This is a genomic window from Segatella copri (assembly GCF_019249765.2).
Lineage (GTDB): Bacteria > Bacteroidota > Bacteroidia > Bacteroidales > Bacteroidaceae > Prevotella > Prevotella copri_K.
Window position 1 is genome coordinate 2,727,006 of sequence record NZ_CP152484.1, and the last position, 19,363, is coordinate 2,746,368.

The 19,363-nt window shown below is 50.3% G+C and carries 15 protein-coding genes; 5 read left to right on the forward strand and 10 right to left on the reverse strand.

The window, feature by feature from the left end:
• Positions 1-17: 17 nt before the first annotated feature.
• Positions 18-992 (forward strand): glycosyltransferase family 2 protein, encoded by a 975-nt coding sequence (locus tag KUA46_RS11715; protein ID WP_217326229.1) that lies wholly within the window; start codon positions 18-20, stop codon positions 990-992.
• Here the strand turns inward: KUA46_RS11715 and KUA46_RS11720 are convergent.
• Entirely contained in the window at positions 928-2,364 is a 1,437-nt protein-coding gene (locus KUA46_RS11720; protein WP_217745490.1) for a lipopolysaccharide biosynthesis protein, read from the reverse strand. The genes KUA46_RS11715 and KUA46_RS11720 overlap by 65 nt on opposite strands.
• Positions 2,365-2,486: 122 nt before the next feature.
• Between KUA46_RS11720 and KUA46_RS11725 the strand changes: the two genes are divergently transcribed.
• Positions 2,487-3,356, forward strand: coding sequence for a LicD family protein (locus KUA46_RS11725; RefSeq protein ID WP_218486722.1), 870 nt, complete (start codon positions 2,487-2,489; stop codon positions 3,354-3,356).
• On the opposite strand, the gene KUA46_RS11730 is transcribed toward KUA46_RS11725, so the two are convergent.
• From KUA46_RS11730 to KUA46_RS11740, 3 genes are read right to left on the reverse strand one after another with little or no spacing between them, the layout of a single operon-like run.
• Positions 3,353-4,429 carry an NAD-dependent epimerase/dehydratase family protein gene (locus tag KUA46_RS11730; protein WP_218486721.1) on the reverse strand — a complete coding sequence of 359 codons (1,077 nt, stop codon included), beginning with the start codon at positions 4,427-4,429 and terminating at the stop codon, positions 3,353-3,355. The genes KUA46_RS11725 and KUA46_RS11730 overlap by 4 nt on opposite strands.
• Before the next feature lie 7 nt (positions 4,430-4,436).
• The gene (locus KUA46_RS11735; protein WP_118080252.1) at positions 4,437-5,153 is read right to left on the reverse strand and encodes an IspD/TarI family cytidylyltransferase; all 717 of its coding nucleotides are present in this window, start codon (positions 5,151-5,153) and stop codon (positions 4,437-4,439) included.
• A 20-nt stretch (positions 5,154-5,173) separates the two neighbouring features.
• Positions 5,174-5,722 carry a serine O-acetyltransferase gene (locus tag KUA46_RS11740; RefSeq protein WP_022120365.1) on the reverse strand — a complete coding sequence of 183 codons (549 nt, stop codon included), beginning with the start codon at positions 5,720-5,722 and terminating at the stop codon, positions 5,174-5,176.
• Positions 5,723-5,958: 236 nt separating this feature from the next.
• On the opposite strand from KUA46_RS11740, the gene KUA46_RS11745 reads away from it, so the two are divergent.
• The 3 genes from KUA46_RS11745 to KUA46_RS11755 all read left to right on the forward strand — a co-directional run bounded on the left by KUA46_RS11745 (position 5,959) and on the right by KUA46_RS11755 (position 10,251).
• Positions 5,959-7,329, forward strand: coding sequence for a sigma-54-dependent transcriptional regulator (locus tag KUA46_RS11745; protein WP_218486720.1), 1,371 nt, complete (start codon positions 5,959-5,961; stop codon positions 7,327-7,329).
• Between the two features lie 243 nt (positions 7,330-7,572).
• On the forward strand, positions 7,573-7,758 hold the full coding sequence (locus KUA46_RS11750) for a hypothetical protein (protein ID WP_006847994.1): 186 nt from the start codon (positions 7,573-7,575) through the stop codon (positions 7,756-7,758).
• A gap of 162 nt (positions 7,759-7,920) precedes the next feature.
• Complete coding sequence (locus KUA46_RS11755) at positions 7,921-10,251, forward strand: ATP-binding protein (protein ID WP_218486719.1); 2,331 nt, start codon at positions 7,921-7,923, stop codon at positions 10,249-10,251.
• A 258-nt stretch (positions 10,252-10,509) separates the two neighbouring features.
• Here the strand turns inward: KUA46_RS11755 and KUA46_RS11760 are convergent, their stop codons facing one another.
• From KUA46_RS11760 to KUA46_RS11785, 6 genes are all read right to left on the reverse strand, one after another.
• Entirely contained in the window at positions 10,510-11,286 is a 777-nt protein-coding gene (locus KUA46_RS11760) for a glycosyltransferase family 2 protein (RefSeq protein ID WP_217326232.1), read from the reverse strand.
• Entirely contained in the window at positions 11,283-12,551 is a 1,269-nt protein-coding gene (locus tag KUA46_RS11765; protein WP_153092834.1) for a glycosyltransferase, read from the reverse strand. Before KUA46_RS11765 ends, KUA46_RS11760 begins: the two co-directional genes overlap by 4 nt.
• Before the next feature lie 629 nt (positions 12,552-13,180).
• Positions 13,181-13,660 (reverse strand): 2-C-methyl-D-erythritol 2,4-cyclodiphosphate synthase, encoded by a 480-nt coding sequence (ispF, locus tag KUA46_RS11770; RefSeq protein WP_006848000.1) that lies wholly within the window; start codon positions 13,658-13,660, stop codon positions 13,181-13,183.
• A 185-nt stretch (positions 13,661-13,845) separates the two neighbouring features.
• Positions 13,846-15,024: a type IX secretion system outer membrane channel protein PorV gene (porV, locus tag KUA46_RS11775; protein WP_218486767.1), complete on the reverse strand. Its 1,179-nt coding sequence runs from the start codon at positions 15,022-15,024 to the stop codon at positions 13,846-13,848.
• 20 nt (positions 15,025-15,044) lie between these two features.
• A complete protein-coding gene (gene porU, locus KUA46_RS11780) occupies positions 15,045-18,683 on the reverse strand; it encodes a type IX secretion system sortase PorU (protein ID WP_218486718.1) in 3,639 nt (1,212 codons plus the stop codon).
• A gap of 25 nt (positions 18,684-18,708) precedes the next feature.
• Positions 18,709-19,326 carry a fumarylacetoacetate hydrolase family protein gene (locus KUA46_RS11785; protein WP_022120436.1) on the reverse strand — a complete coding sequence of 206 codons (618 nt, stop codon included), beginning with the start codon at positions 19,324-19,326 and terminating at the stop codon, positions 18,709-18,711.
• Positions 19,327-19,363 lie beyond the last annotated feature (37 nt).

The window sequence follows — 19,363 nt, forward strand, 5'->3', positions numbered from 1 at the left end:
CTTAGATTAAAACCATCATGCTGAAAATAAGTATCTTAACCCCTATCTATGGAGTAGAAAAATATATCGAACAGTGCGCCCGTTCACTGTTCGAGCAGTCGTATGCGTCTATCGAATACATCTTTGTAGATGACTATACCCCCGATAAAAGTATCGGTATTCTGCAAGCGCTCCTGAAAGAATATCCTGAAAGAGCACAACAGGTACGCATCATCCACCACGACAGAAACCGGGGCGTGGGAGCTGCAAGACAGACGGCATTGATGGCAGCTACAGGCGATTATCTTTTATTTGCCGATAGCGACGATATGCTGCCGGAAGATGCAGTTGAGAAGCTGGCAAGAAAAGCAGATAGTAGCCATGCCGACCTGATTGATGGCGGCTACAAAGAGTGGTGCGATGGAAAGGCAGGAATGCTCCAGAAACCTTTTGAAGTTTCTGATGAGAAGCTGCTCAAACTGCTTGTCTGTCAGAACATCATCACCAACCGGCTGTGGGGCAGAATCTATAAGCGTTCGCTCATCATGGAGCACAGGATATTCTTTGAAGAGGGCATCAACTATGCGGAAGATCTTTTCTGGAATGCCCAGTTTATGTTCTACGGCAAAAAGGTGAACATCGATGATGCAGTATATTATTACCGTACCGACAATGAGAATTCCTACAATCACAACATCTCTGAAAAGAATCTCCTGTCATACTTCAAGTCAACCCGCCGACTCATCGATTTTTTCGAGCAGAACGATAAGAAGCATCAGTACCTCAGGGCCACAGAGATAGGCATCGTCAATGCCTACCGCTGGGCAGCAAACGCACAGGTAGCCTTCGAAAAGGTGGATCAGGTGCTCGCCTACAAGCCTAAGAGCTGCCTCATCCGACTCATCATCAAGCTCATCAAAAAGGGGGTACCTGTCAAGAGGGTGAATCTTATCTACCTCGCTTACAGAAAGCTATACACTCTTCTAATATCTGCACCTTCAGCAGTTTCATGATACAGAAGTAGATGGTGGCAGAAACCAGCAGACGAACCAGCAGCAGGAGATAGATGTTCTGCAGGCTGCGGGTCATAAAATAGGTAACTACCATCGTGGCTGCCGCGCAGAGCATGAATGGCAGTATATCCTTTGCCACATCCAGGAACCGCAATCCGGCAACACGCTTCATCATCCACTGCCAGACCAGAAGCCAGGCGATGATAAACACGGTATAGGCTATCACCATGGTCTGGATGCCATATTGATGACAGAACAATACCAAGGCGAGCAAACCCACTACCTGACCGATGTTGCACCACATATATACATCAGAACGTCCCTTGCTGATGGCAAGGTTCTGATAGAGCGTATAAATCGGCATAAAGGCACCGCTCACACAAAGAATCTGCAACAGCGGCACACTGGCTATCCATTTCTCATGAATCGTAATCAGAATGAATTCGCGTGATACCAGGGTCAAGCCAAACATCAAGGGGAAAGAAAGGAATGCCGTGAAACGGAGCATCTTTCTGAACACCAGCAACTCGCGGTTCTTATCGTCCTGGATAGAAGCCAAGACGGGCTGAGCTATCTGTCCCACCGTATTGGCAACAAACGAATTAGCCTTGGTGTCCCAGTTGTATGCCTGACTATAGTTACCCACATCATTAATCGGATAGAACCTGCCGAAGACAAAGGTCAATACATTGTTGCTCACCGTATTGATGATGTTGGTAACCAGAAGTTTCACGCTGAATCCGAACATCTTCCTTACCGGTCCGAAATCGATATGAAAATTCGGGCGCCATCCCGTATAATAATATCTTCCGATATTCAGCACGAGGATAAAGATAACCTGCTGCCAGGCAAGACTCCAGTAAGCCATGCCGTTGAATGCCAGTACCAGTCCCACGACATTCGAACTGATCAGAGCCATGAAATTAACGACGGTAATCTCCTTGTTCATCATGTTCTTCATCATATATCCGTTCTGGGCGATACCAAACGAAGAGATGAAGAAACTCAGGAACACGAAGCGCGACAGAGAGGTGAGACAAGGCTGATGGAAGAAATCTGCTATCAGCGGCGCACAGAAAAAGAGCACCACATACATGGTAAGACTCACCAGGACATTAAACCAGAACACCGAGTTATAATCGTTGTCGGTGGGTTTCCTGATATTCACCAGTGCCTGGGTAAACCCGCTACTCTGCAGATTGCCCGCTATCAGGGTGAATATGGTGAGGATGCCGATGATACCATAATCGGCTGGCGACAACAAACGCGCCAAGAAGATGCCAAAGAGGATATTGAGTACCTGGGTAGAGCCACTGTTCATCGCTCCCCAAAACAATCCCTTGGCGGTTTTTTCCTTTAATGATTCTGCCATCGTTTCTATCTGATAAATATGGAATATTACTTGTTTTTACTTTTTAGAATGCAAAAGTAGCATAAATAGTTTGAAGTTCAAAACTTTTTGCTTACTTTTGCAGCCGTAAAACAGAAAAAAGTATGGATATTAAGAACATCAAGAAGGAATGGAACGCCACAATACTCGATATATTGAAGGCTTTCATCGAAATCTGCAACAAGTATCACCTCAGATATTACTGTTGTGCCGGCACCGCTATCGGAGCCGCCCGTCACCACGGAATGATTCCCTGGGACGATGACATCGACGTACTGATGCCACGCCCCGACTACGACCGTCTGCTCGAAATCGCCAAGCATGAAGACTTTGGCAAATACGAGGTAGTAACTCCCTACAACAACGAGTCATACCCTCTGTATTTCTCCAAACTCGTGAACCGCGAAACCACCCTTATCGAGGAGAAGGAGCGTCCCTGCATCATCGGTCTTTACGTAGATATCTTCCCTCTTGATGCCACCGACGATGACCTGGAAACGGCAAAGGCGCTGTATCGCAAATACTCGAAGACCATCAACCGTCTGAATGCCGTAACCACCCACAATACTTTCTTTGAGTACATCTCCCTGCTCCTGCACAAGGAAACTTGGGGCCGCTTTGCCATCAAGACGCTCGCCTTCTTCTGCCGCAGCAAGATGCGCCACCGCCTCATCCAGCAGATGGACAAGATGAGTCACCGGTATGACTTCGATAAGGCGAAGAACGTACTGGTGAATACAGGTTCCTACCACTATAAGGAGATTTTCCCGAAGGAATGGCTCGGCAAGGGCAAGGAATTCCCGTTCGAGGATACCACCGTCTTGCTGCCGGAGCAGGCTGATACCTATCTGCGCCACTTCTTTGGCGACTATATGAAGTTTCCACCCGTAGAACAGAGAGTAGAGAAACACCTTCGCTACTATCTGAACATGGAAAAGCGGGAAACATGGGATGAGATTAAAAGAAAGCTTTAGCCTTCCCTCACTTCCTGCAAGGTATGTCCGAAACCTTCTTCTACATCAAAGAGCGGTTTCCAGCCTAAAGCCTTGAGCTTATCCGTACTGAAGGTTGCCTTGGTGATAGGCGTGGTATTGCCCTGCTGCGCATCCGCCTCAGGAATATCAAACACCACCTTTCTATCCGCTTTCCGGGCTATCAGCTCTGCCAGTTGGCGGATGGAGATATTCGATTCTGAATGAGCCACATTATAGGCATTTGCCCTCTCGCCATCCAGCAGGAGGCGCAAGATGGCATGGGCGGCATCTACCACATAAAGCCAGGAGCGGAAAGCCTCACCCTTACTCTTCAGGACGATATCCTCACCCTTCAGAACATTGCGGATAAACTGGGCATACACCCTATTGTCACTCTCCGTAAAGCCCGGACCGTAGGTATGACTCAGTCTGGCTATCACCACATCGGCATCATACTCTGCTCCGTATGCCATGCAGAGCGTTTCGGCAGCACGTTTGGAAGATGGATAGCAGGCACGCACCGATGCACAATCCACATAGCCGCTGCTCTTCTCGCTAAATTCAGAGCCATCGCCCTCGCCATAGATTTCACCCGAAGAGATATAAACCATGCGCTGCATGCGGTGGCTCAATCCATATTCCAGCAGGTTGGATACGCCGTTGATGTTTGCCTTCATCACCTCTACAGGGTTCTGCTTAAAGAAGTTAGGACTCGCATTGCTGGCTGCATCGATGATGTAATCAGCGCCCTCAGCCAACTCATTATAGACTGGTTCCCCTATCATCCTGTCCATGCTCTTGATGACAGGCTGGGTAACGTCTATCTCTGCAAAGAAGAAAGATTCATCCTCCCAATAGGCAGCAAACTTCTGTCGGGCACGTTCCTTGTTTCTTCCGGCTGCTATCACCTTGTAGCACCGGGCAGGATTCTGCATCAGCACATCAACCACACAGCCTCCTACCAATCCTGTAGCACCAGCCACAAGAATGGTCTTGCCATGCAGACGCTCCAATTCCAAACCTTCCCGGAAAAGGCGCGCAATATCTTCCTTATATAGTGAATTTCCTATCATAACATATTTATTTTAACCAAGCCTCAGGCTGAACCTTCATCAGTGCCTTCAGTATCTCCAGATCCTCAACGGTGGTTATCTTGATGTTCTTCTCTGAACCAGGCACGATATGCATCTGTCTGCCTCCCAGTTCTGCCATCAGGGTACAGGATGCCACCGAATTGGTGATGCCCTTCTCCTTAGCCTCTTCGTGGGCTGCTATCAGATTGCCCAAACGGAAGGTCTGGGGTGTCTGGGTACGGATCAGTTTGTCGCGCGGAATACTGGTGTTGGTCGTGAAACCATCTTCGCTCTCCAGAATAGCCTCTCTACATTTGATACCCGTAATGGCATAGCCATACTTCTGGCAGATAGCGATATTGGATGAGATGATGTCTTGCGACAAGAGTGGGCGCACGGCATCATGCACCAGCACCAGGTCGTCATCACCGCATCCCGCCTCTTTCAAGCCATAGATACCATTGTGGATCGACTCCTGACCATTGCTCCCGCCAGGGAATATCCATTTCAGCTTGGTAATGCAGAACTGGTTGGCATACGACTGCAGTACCGTTTCCCAACCTGCCAGACATACCACAGCAATACCCTGAATATCAGGATGCTTCTGAAAAGCCATCATCGTATGGATGATGATAGGACAGTTGTCTACATGCATAAACTGCTTTGGGATGTCCTGTCCCATTCTATTGCCAGAACCTCCGGCTATGATCAATGCATAGTTCATATTCTCTATCTTTAAATTGATTATTTCTGAATGATTCTCCCCGGATTCCCTACCACGGTAGCCCCGTCGGGAATATCCTGGAATACCACGGCACCGGCGCCTATCGTCACGTGGTTGCCGATATGGATGCCGCCGAATACCGTGGCGCCGGTATAAATCTTCACGTCATTTCCTATGGTAGGTCTGCCGCCCTTGCCGTTGCCCAGCGTCACCATCTGCAGACAGTAGAAGTCATCACCTATGCTTTCTGCGTTGAGATAGGTGGCATAGCTGTGCTCCAGATGCGCACCCTTCCCGATATGCGGACACCAGATGGTCATCGTACGCTCGGGAGGCAACAGCCAGCTGATGAAAACCGAACGGTATTCGCCCATGCGGTAATAAAACAGATTGCGGAAACTCCTTTCGCGGGTGCATGCCTTAATCAGGTTGAGCACCGTAGGCTTCCTGTCCTGCACCTTCAGCAGGTCGGCATCTATCTCCTTCTTATGGAGCAGATACAGAGCGATATGCGGCAACATGCGCACCGCCGAAGCTGACAATATGATGGTTTGTACTATCGGATTCATGACTCTAAATCTTATTTATCTTATGCAAAGATACAAAAAATAAAGCAACTAGCATGCTTTTATCCGAAAACAATTGTTCTTTTCACTAAAAATAAGATAATAGAACAGGGTTTGTAGAATTTTAGTCGGTTTTATTGCTAAATAATGTGAATTAAATAGCTTTCCATATAACTTTTCCGTACCTTTGCACAAAGTTATATATAACGATATTTTAGAAGAGGATAAAACAGAACATTATGAAGAGGATATTGATTGTAGAAGACGATTTGGCATTCGGAACAATGATACAGACTTGGCTCAAAAAGAAAGGATTCGATGTAGAAAGGGTAACATCTGTAGGCGCTGCCATCAAAGCGATGGGAGCCGGCGATGCATTCCATCTGGTTCTTTCCGACTTGCGCCTGCCCGACCACGACGGACTGGTATTGCTCCAGCATATCAGAAAGACCGATGCCCACCTGCCTTTTATCGTAATGACTAGCTATGCAGAGGTTCAGAATGCTGTATGTGCCATGAAATCGGGTGCTACCGATTACGTGGCTAAACCCTTCCATCCCGAAATTCTCTTAGAGAAAATCCGTGAGGCTATCCAGTCGGCTGCTTCAGCGGTTTCTGCCCCTCAGCGTGCGGAATCTGCCACCATGCAGGATGCGCCCCAAGAAGAGCAGCAAGGTGCGGAGGTGCCTAGATATATAAAAGGTGAAAGCGAGGCTTCCAAACAGCTCTACGAGTTCGTTTCGCTCGTTGCCCCAACCCCGATGTCAGTGCTCATTCTCGGAGCCAGCGGCACCGGAAAGGAATATGTGGCGCGCAGCATCCACGAACAGAGTCTGCGCAAGGACAAGCCTTTCTATGCCATCGACTGCGGCGCCATCCCTAAGGAGGTGGCGGCATCTGAATTCTTCGGATATAAGAAGGGTGCCTTTACCGGAGCCGAACAGGATAAGAAGGGCGCCTTCGAGATAGCTAACGGCGGAACGGTTTTCCTCGATGAAATGGGAAACCTCAACTACGAAGTACAGGTGCAGCTCCTCAGAGCCTTGCAGGAGAGGAAAATCCGTCCGCTGGGCAGCACGCAGGAGATTGATGTGGATATACGACTCATCTGTGCCACCAACGAGAATCTGGCGCAGGCGGTAGCCGAAGGCAAGTTCAGAGAGGACCTCTATCACCGCATCAACGAGTTTACCATCTACATGCCTGCCCTCAAGGACAGAGGTGCCGATATCTTCCTCTTTGCCAACCTCTTTATCAAGCACGCCAACCAGGAACTGGGCAAGAATGTGCTCGGAATGGATGCCAAAGCCTCCGAAATCATTGCCTCATACGACTGGCCGGGCAACCTGCGCGAACTGAACAATGTGATGAAGCGCGCCACCCTGCTCACCCGTGGCAAGTATATCGGTGCCCAGGAACTGGAGAAGACGATGGCACAGACCTCCACAGCCCGACCAATCAATATGCAGCTGCACAGCGAACAGTCGGAACAGGAAAGCATCGCCGCTGCCCTGAGAGCCACCCACGGCAACAAGAGCAAGGCTGCCCAACTGCTTGCCATCGACCGCAAGACACTCTACAACAAGATGAAGAAATACGGCATGGAGTAAACATGCCACACCCCGATTCCCCAATATATTCCACACTATATTGGGGAATTTTTCTACACCTTTTCCCCACTTTCCCCACACCCCGTTTCTGGCACGAAACGTCATCTCCTCTGATTATCAGACACTTAACAAATTCATCGATTTTTGGCACGCCTATTGTGATATTATTTAGCGAACTCGCAAATGAGTTTCAGCAAGAGAATTAATAAACAATAATATTCACAATTAAAAAACAAAAGAATTATGAAAAAGTTAGTATTTGCAGTTATCGCAGCAGTAGCAATGGTATCAGTTAGCAATGTATTTGCAGGTAACAGAATGGTAAGCGTTGCAGGTTCAGAACCAGTAGACACAGTAGCTCCAGCCGACACAACAGCAACACCTGTTGAGGCACCAGCAGCAACAGTGGATTCAACCGTAGCAAAGTAAATCCACCTTCAGAAAATAGTAATTACGCGTCGCTTTCAATGAAACAGGAGATAGATGACCAGATTTTGGCATTTATCTCCTGTTTTCGTTGGTTTATATCGCATTTTTGATTAACTTTGCACGCAAATAGCAAAAAGACTCAAAACATTAAAAGATAAGAAGATGCAGCAAACAAACGTTCCTTTCAAGGTAGCCCTGGGTTACATCATCGTCGCCATCGTACTGATTCTGGCGATAGGGTTGGTATATCGCAACACCACATCCGTGCTCGCTATCAACCAGGCAACCCGCGACTATATCGAAAAGCGACAGGCAGCCGACAGCACCATGTCCAACCTGCTCAAGGAGGAACAGACCAATCTGCAGCAGCTTACCCGCGCCATGCAGGGCAAGTCATCCCACAACTATCTGCACGAGAAGATGAACAGCCTCAACAGTGGCGAAGATTCCGTTGTCGTGCATTCCAAGGCACCCAAGACCCATGTGGCAAAGAACACTACCGTAGAGGTGATGAAAACCCGCAAGGGCTTCTTCCGCCGCCTTGCCGATGCCTTCAGGAAGGAACATGCCGAAACGCTCAGCATCAGACGCGACAGCAACCAGGCTGTCACCGATACCCTCTCTACCCCAGTCAACTTAGCCGGAAACGTAGCCGATATCCTGGAACAGATTGACCGCAAGGAGAAGCAGTCTACACACGATAACCATGATGCCATCAACCGCGAGGTGAGAGACCTGCAGATAACCAATGCCCGCCTCGCCCTGCGCTCCTCCCAGCAGCTCAACGATATCCACCAGCGCGAACGTCAGGCGATGCAGCAGGCTATCAACCAGGCGATGCAGGCTCGCCAGAATCTGCTCTGGCAGATAGGTCTGCTTGCCATCGTAGCCATCACAGCCGCCGTCATCCTCGTCTATTACATCTACCGCGATACGCAGAAGGAACGCATCTACCGCGAGAATCTCGAAGAGGCTAACGAGGAAATCAGGCGCATCATGAACCAGCGCGAACGCCTGCTCCTCACCATCACCCACGACATCAAGGCTCCGGCTGCCAGCATCTCGGGCTTCATCGACCTGATGAAGGATTATGTCGACACCCCGCAGGGCATCTCCTGTCTCAACAGCATCAAGGGTTCTGCCACCCATCTCTCCCGGCTCGTTGCCGCCCTGCTCGATTATCACCAGTTGGAAAACGGACTGATGAAGCTGAACCCTGTAGATTTCTCGCCTGCCGACATGTTCCGCCAGTGTGCCGGAGAGATGCAGATCCTGAGCCAGGAGAAGGGATTGGAACTGCATCTGGAGCTCGATGGCATCAGCAGTCCGCAGACCTACTACCGTGCCGATGCCTTCCGTATCCGTCAGATACTCAACAACCTGGTGAGCAATGCCATCAAGTATACCGATAAGGGCAGCGTCACCATCCAGGCAGCCATCAGTCCCCAGCACCTCCTCACCTTCTCGGTAAGGGATACCGGCAAGGGCATGACCACCGAAGAGCGCCAGAAGGTGTTCCAGGCGTTCACCCGTCTGAAGAGTGCCCAGGGCATCGAGGGCACCGGTCTCGGACTGAACATCACCCAGGAACTGGTCAATCTGCTTCAGGGCACCCTGCGTCTGGAATCCGTCAAGGACAAGGGCAGCACCTTCACCGTCACCATTCCGCTTGCCTTAGGTACCGCTCCTGCAGCAGAAGAGGCAGAAGAGCAGAAGCCGCTCGCCCCAGCCAAGCCCCATTTCGAAAACCACAAGATACTGCTGCTCGATGACGACCCGTTGCAGCTCCGTCTGCTTCAGGAGATGCTGAAGAAGCTGGTAGGCGACAGTTGGCAAGTCTTTGCCTGTCTGCATGTAGCCGAGGCGCTCACCGTGCTCCACAACGAGCATCCTGCGCTGATGATGATGGATATCGAAATGCCCGAGATGAACGGCATCAGGATGATTCAGCACATCAACCACAGCCACATGAAGGTAGTAGCAATGACCGCCCACGATGCCAGCATCATCAGAGAGTTGAAAGAAGCCGGTTTCGACGATTGCCTCTTCAAGCCGTTCAGCACAGAGAAGCTGAAAGAAATCCTCGGTTTGGAGGATGCAGCATCAGAAACAGAGGATATTGCAGAGAAAACATCATCAGAAGCAGAGGATATGGCAGAGAAAAACAATAAGAAATCCCGCTTTGCAGCCCTCCTGACCTTTGCAGAAGGCGATCCGGAGGCAGAAGCCGAGATACTCAGCACCGTCAAGCAGGAGTTGTCATCCCATCTCCAGAACCTCCAGCAGGCAACAGAAGGCGAGTTATCAATAGAAGCCATCGGCAAGACAGCCCACAAGCTCCTCCCTATCGCCACGATGATAGAGATGGAGACCCGCCAGCACATCGCCGCCCTCGCTCCCGAGCATATCAGCGATCTGTCAGAATCTCAGATAAGAGCCTACACCCAGGCCATCATCGCCGACCTGAAGGGGCTGTTAAAGGTAAAAAGGTAAAAAAGGCCTACCTCCGTTCGTCCCCGTCCCCAGCGATTCCATCGCTGGTCCCCGTAAAGTTAAAAGCCCCTGATGCAAGAACACACCAGGGGCTATTTTTCAAGACTTAAGGGGACCAGCGATGGAATCGCTGGGAACGGGGCCGCTTTTTTAGTTGATAGTTTATAGAGGGCTAACGCCGTCGAGCGAGGCTGCCCTATCAACTATTAACTATAAATTATTAACTAAACGAAAGGGGTTAAGGCTCTTTTTACCTTTTTACTTTTTTACAGCCCCTCTTATCACGAACCAGGCATGAACTGCAAGGGTGGGAAGAAGGCCGTAATGGGTGCGCATCACCTGAAAACGCTCCTTCAGGGAGGCTTTGTGGTTCTGCGTGGTCATGCCGCCATCCAGAAAATGGGTGAGGACGGCATGGACGTTGCGCAACGGCAACTTGCGGCGAGATGACTCCCGCATGATGCGGATGCACCAGTCTACATCTGCCGAATAACGGTAGTGCAGATCGTAATGAATCTCACGGGCTATGTCTGTGCGGGCATAGAATGACTGGTGGCATACCAGCATGCCCCAGATGAACGAACGCCACGTGAGCTTCTTGGGTGGGGCTAGACGGCGATGACGCAGGAAATGGCCCATCTCGTCCACGATATCGGTATCACCGTAAAGTACGCCGGGCAGTACTTCGCCTTCGCCTACACAGCCTTCTACATACTCCAGCGTATCGGCTGTAGGAAAGGTGTCGCCGGCATTCATGAACACCAGGTAATCGCCCGTAGCTCGGTCGATGCTCTTGTTCATGGCATCATAAAGTCCCTTGTCGGGCTCTGATATGACCACGATTTCGTGCGAGCTCTCGCCTACTGCATTGCGATGCTGATATGCCTTCACCAGCTGGAGGGTACGATCGCGGGAACCGCCATCCATGATGATGTGCTCGATGTTGCAGTAGGTCTGGCGCTGCACGCTGTCGAGGGTACGCTGCAACTCCTTCTCGGCATTGTACGTACAGGTTACGATGGTGAACTTAATCATAACTTATAGTTTTTGTAGGCCATCGCCTCGTTATAAACTTCAATATATTTCAATGCTACGGCATGCTGCGAATAGTTCTGTGCTACCTTCTGCAGACATGCCTGCTTCAGCGCCGCCCTGTCGGCCTCTTCGAGTACCCAGTGGATGCCACTCGCCAGGTCTTCGGTATCGCGGTAGTTGGCCACGTAGCCGTTCTGCTGATGGTCTATCATCTCCGGTATACCTCCTACCCTAAAACCGATGCTCGGCACGCCGCATGCCATCGACTCCATGATGGTGTTAGGGAGGTTATCTTCGAGCGATGGCAGCACAAAGGCATCTGCCGAATTGTAGATTGCCACTATCTGCTTCTCATCGCTGACATAGCCGAGCGAATAGGACGGCAGGGTGAGGTTTACTTCCTCGGAATGGCCGCCCAGGATGGCGATGGCGGTATTCTCCTTCATCTCGGGATAGCGCGCTACCAGCCGGTCGATGGCTTCGATGAAATAACGCATGCCCTTGCGCTCGTCGGTTACACGCTGGGATACGAAGAGGATGATATGCTTGTCGGCTGGCAGACCGGCACGCAGACGCGCCTCTGCCTGATTCTGCGGACAGAACACGTGGGTATCTATCGGATTCGGGATGTTGGTGATGCGCTGACCTACGAAGAGACCGCTGCCCTTAGCCTGCCGTTCGAGCCAACGGCTACAGGTGACGAAGGAGATGGCGCCGCGATGGTAGAGTTCCTTCTTACGGCGGAATATCTTTGCTGAGAGGTCGTTCTTGCTGCCTTTATTGGGGAGAAGCGGACAGTTGCCGCAGGCGGAGGCATAGCGGTTGCAGCCACGGGCATAATGGCAGATGCCGGTAGCTGGCCAGAGATCGTGCATGGTCCATACCACCGGTTTGCCGCTGCGGATTATCTTGCGGATGTTCTTGAGTGAGAGCATGCCCTGATTGATCCAGGAGAGATGGATGACATCTGCCTCCTGAAACTCGCGGAGCCTGGTGATATCGGTGCCCGATGTTGCCATGTCTACCTCCCAGAGGCGCTGACGGGAGAAATGGAGATGCCAGAACACGCACCAGCGCTCCCACAGGAAGTTCCACTGCAACCTGAGCGAACGGGGCAGACTGACCACGGTGATGTCTTCTGTCTCCTTGTCGCGTACCAACATCTTTGCCTTAACGCCATTGTTGTTAAGGGCATCCATCAGGCGGTTGGCTGCTACTGCCGCTCCGCCTGTCTTTTCACTTGTATTTACTATGAGTACTCTCATCTGCGTATATTTTTGATACCGCAAAAAGCTGCGTATATTGATTGATACTGCAAAGATAGCACAAATCGGAGACAAAACAAAATAAAAAGGCATGTTTTTTTCGAGGAAATCGGAAAAGAGGAAACGGAAGGGGGAGAAAGGGGCATAAAAAAACATACCACAACTCTCAACGAGCTGTGGCATGCAATATGTTTAACTTAAAAAATCTAATCAAAATAGTCTCACGACCTTCTCAATTATCGGTTAAACAATCTACCTTAAAACCTAATAACTAAAAACCTAAATCTATTACTACTAACCTAAACAATCTATTAACCTTTTGACACTGCAAAATTACTACTATTTCGGCTATTCACCAAATATTCAGCCAAGAAAGTGTGACGTTTTTGCATTTTTTTGATATATATCAAGCAAAAATGAACAAAAGAAACGGAAATTAACAACTTTCTGACACTTTTTCTACATTTTGCAGAATATAAAGCTTTTGATGTTTTTTGAAAGCTTTTGCCCTTACAGGGCGACAGGTTTGCGTCCGTAATCACCCAGGGCGATGCCCTGGGCTAGGAGCTTCTGCCCTTTCAGGGCGTGTTGCTTGCGTGCTGTCCGATTAAGGGCGTGTTGCTTGCGTTCTATCCTTTCTGGATAAGAACGGTGGCATAGGCGGAGATGCCCTCCATTCTGCCCGTGAATCCGAGTTTCTCGGTGGTTGTTGCCTTGATGGATATCTGGTCTTCGTCTACCCCCATTACCTCTGCCAGACAGGCTTTCATGGCTGGCACATGCGGGTTGAGTTTAGGGCGTTCGGCACAGACTGTGGCATCGATATTGCCCAGTGTATAGCCCTTGGTAGCTATCAGTTCCATCGTTTTGCGGAGCAGAATCTTAGAATCCACATTCAGTGTCTCTGCTGCCGTATCCGGGAAATGATATCCGATATCACGCATGTTGGCGGCACCCAGCAGAGCATCGCAAATGGCATGTATCAGCACATCGGCATCGCTGTGGCCCAGCAATCCCAGTTCATAATCTATCTTGATTCCTCCCAGCCACAAGTCGCGGTTCTCCACCAGCTTGTGGACATCATATCCAAATCCTACACGTATATTCATAACTTTAAATTAATTGAATGTTGAATGTTGAATGTTGAATTTTTGCCTAACGGACTCAAGGGCGCTAGCCTAATTCAACATTCAACATTCAACATTCAACACTATTCATTCAACATTCAACATTCAACACTATTCATTCAACATTCAACACTATTCATTCAACATTCAACATTCAACACTCAACATTATCTCTTAAACAGGTCCTTCAGTCCATCCATATCAAACGACAGGGTGAAGCGGAGGGTCTGGTCGAGCGGGTTACTCTTGGCGGTAGCCACCACATAGGCAGCATCGAGCGAGAAGACATTCATCTTGAAACCGGCACCTACGGTGAAGTACTTGCGGTTACCCTTGCTCTGACTCTCGTGATGATAACCGGCACGGAGCGCAAACTTATCATTATATACATACTCGGCACCCAGACCATAGTTGATTTCCTCCAACTCTTCCTTGAAACCGCCAGGGGCATCGCCGAAACTCTTGAAGATACCGCTGATGCCCGAAATATCATCATACTCGCGGTGCACGCGGTCTTCGTATTCAGAATTATCCTCACCCTCTTCCTGCTTCGGAACGGTAGGCACCAGATACTTGCTGGCATCGGCTGCCAGGGTGATGCGGTTGTACTCGTCGATAGGAATCATCAGCGAAGCACCCAGACGCATGTTGGCTGGCAGGAACTCGCCATACTCCTTGCCGCTGAAGGTAATCTTACTACCGATGTTAGAAATATTCAAACCCAAACCCAACTGGCATTCGCGCTGGCCGATGACCACATAGTTCTGGTAATAGGCGGCAATATCGGCTGCGAAAGCGGAGGCTGGCGAATTATCTTCGGTATAATCGAAGCGCATATCGGAATAGATCCAGCGGATGGCGGCAGCAAGAGAGAACTTCTCGCTGAGCATCAGAGAATAAGCCACATCGACCGACATCTCGTAAGGATTGATGGTCATACCCTTGCCACTCTCGGCACCTTCCTGACTGGTAAACACTTCGCCCATATTGAAATAGCGGAGCGATGCTGATACGGCGCTGTAATCGCCAATACGGTAATAGCCAGATAGATAGGCAAGATTCATATCATTGACCAGCGAGCGCAGCCAAGGAGTGAAGCTGAGCGACACACCAGCACGCGAAATGGTGAAAGGATATTTTGCCGGATTCCAGTACTGGGAATTGACATCAGGGTCGGTAGCCGCGCCGACATCTCCCAAACCGCCACCACGGGCATCAGGAGCTATGGTTTGCGAAATGACTGCATAGTTCACAGGATTGAAGAGGTCTTTCTTATCCTGCGCCTTCACTTCTGATGCCATCAGAACGAGACATCCCAAGATGAATATCTTATAGATTCTTTTCATTGCCATTGTAAATATATTTTTTATTTGATAATGATGAGTTTCTTGACTTTAGAGGTGTAGCTGCTGCCATCGCTCGCCACCTTGACGCGATAGAGATATACGCCGGTGCCCAGAGGGGTGCCGCTATCGGAGGTGAGGTCCCAGCTTACGGTATAGCTGCCCGAGGTAGGTACACCGCTTTCGGAATGGCGCCAATGCTGTCTGCCCGATGAATCGAACACTTCTACCACCACGTCCATATCGCTCTCTGTGCGGTCGTGACTGATGATGAAGGTGGTGGAAGTCTTAGCCGGATTGGCGGTTACGCCCACATCGAAGAGCGCCGGACTCAGTGCCTTCACCACATTGAAACGGAGCTTCACCGTAGAACTGTTGTTCTGGATATCCCAGGCTCGGAAGGTGAGTTCGTGCTTGCCCGGTTCCAGTTGCGGTATGCTGTAATAGGTAGAACCGCTGGTATAGGTTCCGAAATCGTAGGTGAAATTGCTGTTCAGCACATAGGTCTTCGACATATCGCCATCTATCACCAGCTGCAGGTCGTGACCGATACCGCTTCCTGCAGCATTGATTCCGTCCTTATCGGTTATCTTTGCCACAAAGAACGGGGTGGTGTTGACATTGCCGCCATCTACGAAGGAAGGCGAATTGAGATAGCAGTAGATGGAAGGACCGATGGAATCGTTCTTCTGCTCCTCGCTCTCGCCTACCGTAAACTGCTCGCTGGAGCCGTGGGCGGAGAGAGTCTTGGAGGTATTCACCGCATAGAGGTTGACCAGACCGCTCTGGTTGGAATAATTGATATCCAGCGGAACGGCAAAGGAGAAGGCAAACTTGCCGCCTCTTACGCTATCGGTGCCCTGATACAGGGTCTTGGTTCTGTCTTTGTATTCGAAAGCCTTCTCAGCACCGTCTTTGCCGGTATCGTTCAGGCGACAGGTAACCGTCTCCTTGGAATCTCTTACGGTAGCGGTGATGACGCCCCGGAAGTCGTCTGCTCCCTCAATATGACCTGCCATGCGGGCGATAGAGCCTGCCTTCAGCATCGGCAGGGTTGCGGCGCCGGCAACAGGTATGCCGTTGATGGAATCTACAACTATCTGATGCATAGGCAGATTGAGCGAAAGTGCCGGGTCGCCCAAGAGGGAATAGTTGAGATGGTTCACGGTGACATCGGTGCCGGAGGTTGGTCCGGTTCCGGTTACCAGGTCGTTCTGCGCCAACCGGTGTGCCTCGCCTATCGTGATTGGCTTGCCGTTAACCAGACTGAGCACTCTGTAGATGAAGGCGCGGTTGATATGTCTGTTATACTGGGCGTAAACGGTACGGGTGGTGCCATAGAAGGCTACTGCGCCACCTTTATCATTGAGCAGCGCTGATTCGCCGATATTGGCTTCGAGACCGTCGAACGGCATGATATCGCAGGAGGCGGTTACCCAGAGCGACAGGTTGGTATTGCGGAAATTGGTAAAATCGGTGAGTTTCAGAACCGATTCGCTCGACATCTGGGTAGGATCGCCATGTCCGGCATAATCCATGATGAGGGCTCCCGCCGCCTGCTGCTGTTTGATGATTTTAGCAGCCTCAGGATAGGTATTGCCCGAAGAGGAGGTTTCGCGGGTATAAGCATCCCACATCACCTTCTTGACGAGATAGGCGGGATAGGTGGTGAGCACATCATTTGCCACCTCATCGGCATCCTTCATGTGGATGTTTTCGTTTCCGTCATCGCCCATAAACATCAGGGTGTTCTGCCAGGCGCCTACATTGGCATTCTGAGCATAACTGATGGTCTTGTCTACCAGCACCTGGGCTTCTTCTGCATAAGTTACCGGGAAACGGCCTACGGCTACATCCTGCAGCTCGCGGTTAGGATACAGTCCGGCTCCCTCGCCGAGCATACCGAACCAGCTGTCGCTGACGAAGCAGGATACGGCGCTGAAGGAGTTTTCACTCTCAAAGCACAGCAGGTAATCGTCAGGATTCAGGGTTCTGCAACCGGAGGTAAGCATGCGGTTATCCCATACGCAGTCGCCGAAGAGCAGGAGATATTTCGGCATGTCAGCCTCGCTCTGCGCCTTATCAGAAAGCATGCGCAGGTAGCGGCGGTAGGCGTTGGCATCGGGGGTACCGCTAGAAAATTCGTTATAGAGTTCATCGGCAGGCACGATGGTAACGCGCAGTCCGTCGTGCTGTTCATGAAATTTTTTCAGCCGCTGAGCCTGTTTCAGCAGTTTCTGTGAGGTCGGGATGATGATGACCATATCGGCTGCTCCATCGGCATGATGATCCTGGTTGGTGATTCCGTAGACATACTGGGCAGCCGGAATCTTTCCACCGGAGGCAAGGTTGGCAGCGGTAAAGGCACAGCTTCCAGGCTCTGCCCACGTTACGGAGATATAATCGAGGCGGATGGAAGCGCCCGACATGACCTTGATGGAGATGGTATCCTTATCCTGGAAATCGGAATCGGGATAGGTGACAACCTTCTCTGTAGCCTTGAGGTAAGATATATCCTCCGTCGGATTGTCATCCTTGAGAGAAAGGGTGATTTCGCCCAAAACCTTGCCGTTCTTCAGTATCTGAGCCACGCTGTTTGTGGCGGTAGTCAGGGCTACGGAGAGTTTGCCTGCCGCAGAACCGGTGGTATTCGTAATCACCACTTTCTTCTCATCGCCCACCTTCAGTTCTTCTGCATCGAAGAGGTTTCTGCCGCCATGATAGTAGCTGTAACCATCTGACTCATAGAGGGAATGGTAATCGTAAGGCTGCGGATAATGGGAAGAGACAAAGGTGGCTGAATCCTGCACCAAAGGCTCTCCATCGGTCTGGGTAATAAAATAGTAGCCGTAATCGGAATAAGGATTACGGACGCGCTGGAGGGCGGTTTCTGACTTCCAGGATACCGGTCCCCGGGCATAGAAATAATGCTTGCCGCCAACGATGCACTGGGGAACTTCCTGCAAATCGTCGGTAGCCTGCAGTTCGCTCGCCAGAAGGGCTTCGTTCTGCAGATTGCCGCCATAGCCGTAAATCTTCACCTTGCTGATATCGGAGAAGCCTGCCTGGCGCACTACCTGTTCGGTAAGCTGATGGAAACCGGTTTCGCTGACTCTGATCTTCGCCCATCTGCCTGAGGCTAGAACGGAATGGGAGGCATAGAGGGAAGAGGCTGAGCGCAAAGCATCAGAAGAAGTGAAGGCTGATACTTTGCCCTTAGCCAACAGAGAACCTCGACTGGAACGCTCGGAACGCTTCAGAGGACGGGCATCTATCTGGAGCATGAAGCTGACCAGCAGCTGATGGCGGTTATTGCGGAACACGACAGGACTGAAATCTATCTGGAGTACGCCCTGCTTACGGCATTCGGTAACCCGCTGCTGGGGAAATACCTGCTCAGGAGGGACTGCACCCGACAGGCGGTTATAATTGGCGATGTCGGAGGCAGTCATGTCGATATACTCGCCATATTTCAGGCTGACGGTATATACAGAGTCACGATATGCACCGGTCAGAGGAATGGAATACACGAAACGGGGCAACACGGAATCTACTCTGACTTCTGAAGAGGTCAGATTGAAGAATCGCTGTGCCTGAGCAGGAGCCACCAGCATGAGCAGGCATGCCAGCAGCATGTATTTCCAAACCTTCGTTGTGTTCATATCGATATATTACTTGCAATATTGTTTATTTACAGTGAAAATCGAGCACTTTCCTGTCTTCGAGATAGCCTACGAGATGGTCGTCGATGTTGACAGGACCGCAGCCTGTAGGACATCCGGTATAGAGCAGGTCGCCCGTCTTGAGCGTGAAGTACTGGCTGATATAGGAGATGATTTCATCTACCTTGTAGAGCATATCGCTCGTGCAGCCTTCCTGTACGGTCTTGTCATTGAGGTCGAGGCGGAAGTGCAGTGCCTGGATATCACGGAACTTCTGGATGTCGACCCATTCGCCGATAACGGCAGAACCGTCGAATCCCTTGGCGAGTTCCCAGGGCTGACCAGCCTCACGCAGCTTCTTCTGCATCTCGCGTGCCGTAAAGTCGATACCTACGGTTACTGCATCGTAATAGCGGTGGGCAAAACGCTGCGGAATGGTCTTTCCCAACTTGGAAATTCTGACCACCACTTCGGTTTCATACTCTATTCTTCCCAGATGATCAGGGATGAAGAAAGGCTTGCCGTTATTGAGCAAAGCAGAATCTGCCTTGGTGAAAATGACAGGACGCTCTGGTTTAGATAACGTGCCATGCAGCGATTTATTGTGTTCGGTATAGTTCATACCGATGGCAAATATCTTCATAACATCAAATTTTTATATAAAAAAGAAATGGGAGTTA

Coding starts and splice junctions, on each gene's coding strand:
- KUA46_RS11725 (WP_218486722.1), top strand. CDS start 2,487: ATGGATATTAAGAACATCAAGAAGGAATGGAACGCCACAATACTCGAT.
- porV (WP_218486767.1), bottom strand. CDS start 15,024: ATGAAAAGAATCTATAAGATATTCATCTTGGGATGTCTCGTTCTGATG.
- KUA46_RS11765 (WP_153092834.1), bottom strand. CDS start 12,551: ATGAGAGTACTCATAGTAAATACAAGTGAAAAGACAGGCGGAGCGGCA.
- KUA46_RS11755 (WP_218486719.1), top strand. CDS start 7,921: ATGCAGCAAACAAACGTTCCTTTCAAGGTAGCCCTGGGTTACATCATC.
- KUA46_RS11745 (WP_218486720.1), top strand. CDS start 5,959: ATGAAGAGGATATTGATTGTAGAAGACGATTTGGCATTCGGAACAATG.
- KUA46_RS11785 (WP_022120436.1), bottom strand. CDS start 19,326: ATGAAGATATTTGCCATCGGTATGAACTATACCGAACACAATAAATCG.
- KUA46_RS11720 (WP_217745490.1), bottom strand. CDS start 2,364: ATGGCAGAATCATTAAAGGAAAAAACCGCCAAGGGATTGTTTTGGGGA.
- KUA46_RS11735 (WP_118080252.1), bottom strand. CDS start 5,153: ATGAACTATGCATTGATCATAGCCGGAGGTTCTGGCAATAGAATGGGA.
- porU (WP_218486718.1), bottom strand. CDS start 18,683: ATGAACACAACGAAGGTTTGGAAATACATGCTGCTGGCATGCCTGCTC.
- ispF (WP_006848000.1), bottom strand. CDS start 13,660: ATGAATATACGTGTAGGATTTGGATATGATGTCCACAAGCTGGTGGAG.
- KUA46_RS11740 (WP_022120365.1), bottom strand. CDS start 5,722: ATGAATCCGATAGTACAAACCATCATATTGTCAGCTTCGGCGGTGCGC.
- KUA46_RS11715 (WP_217326229.1), top strand. CDS start 18: ATGCTGAAAATAAGTATCTTAACCCCTATCTATGGAGTAGAAAAATAT.
- KUA46_RS11760 (WP_217326232.1), bottom strand. CDS start 11,286: ATGATTAAGTTCACCATCGTAACCTGTACGTACAATGCCGAGAAGGAG.
- KUA46_RS11750 (WP_006847994.1), top strand. CDS start 7,573: ATGAAAAAGTTAGTATTTGCAGTTATCGCAGCAGTAGCAATGGTATCA.
- KUA46_RS11730 (WP_218486721.1), bottom strand. CDS start 4,429: ATGATAGGAAATTCACTATATAAGGAAGATATTGCGCGCCTTTTCCGG.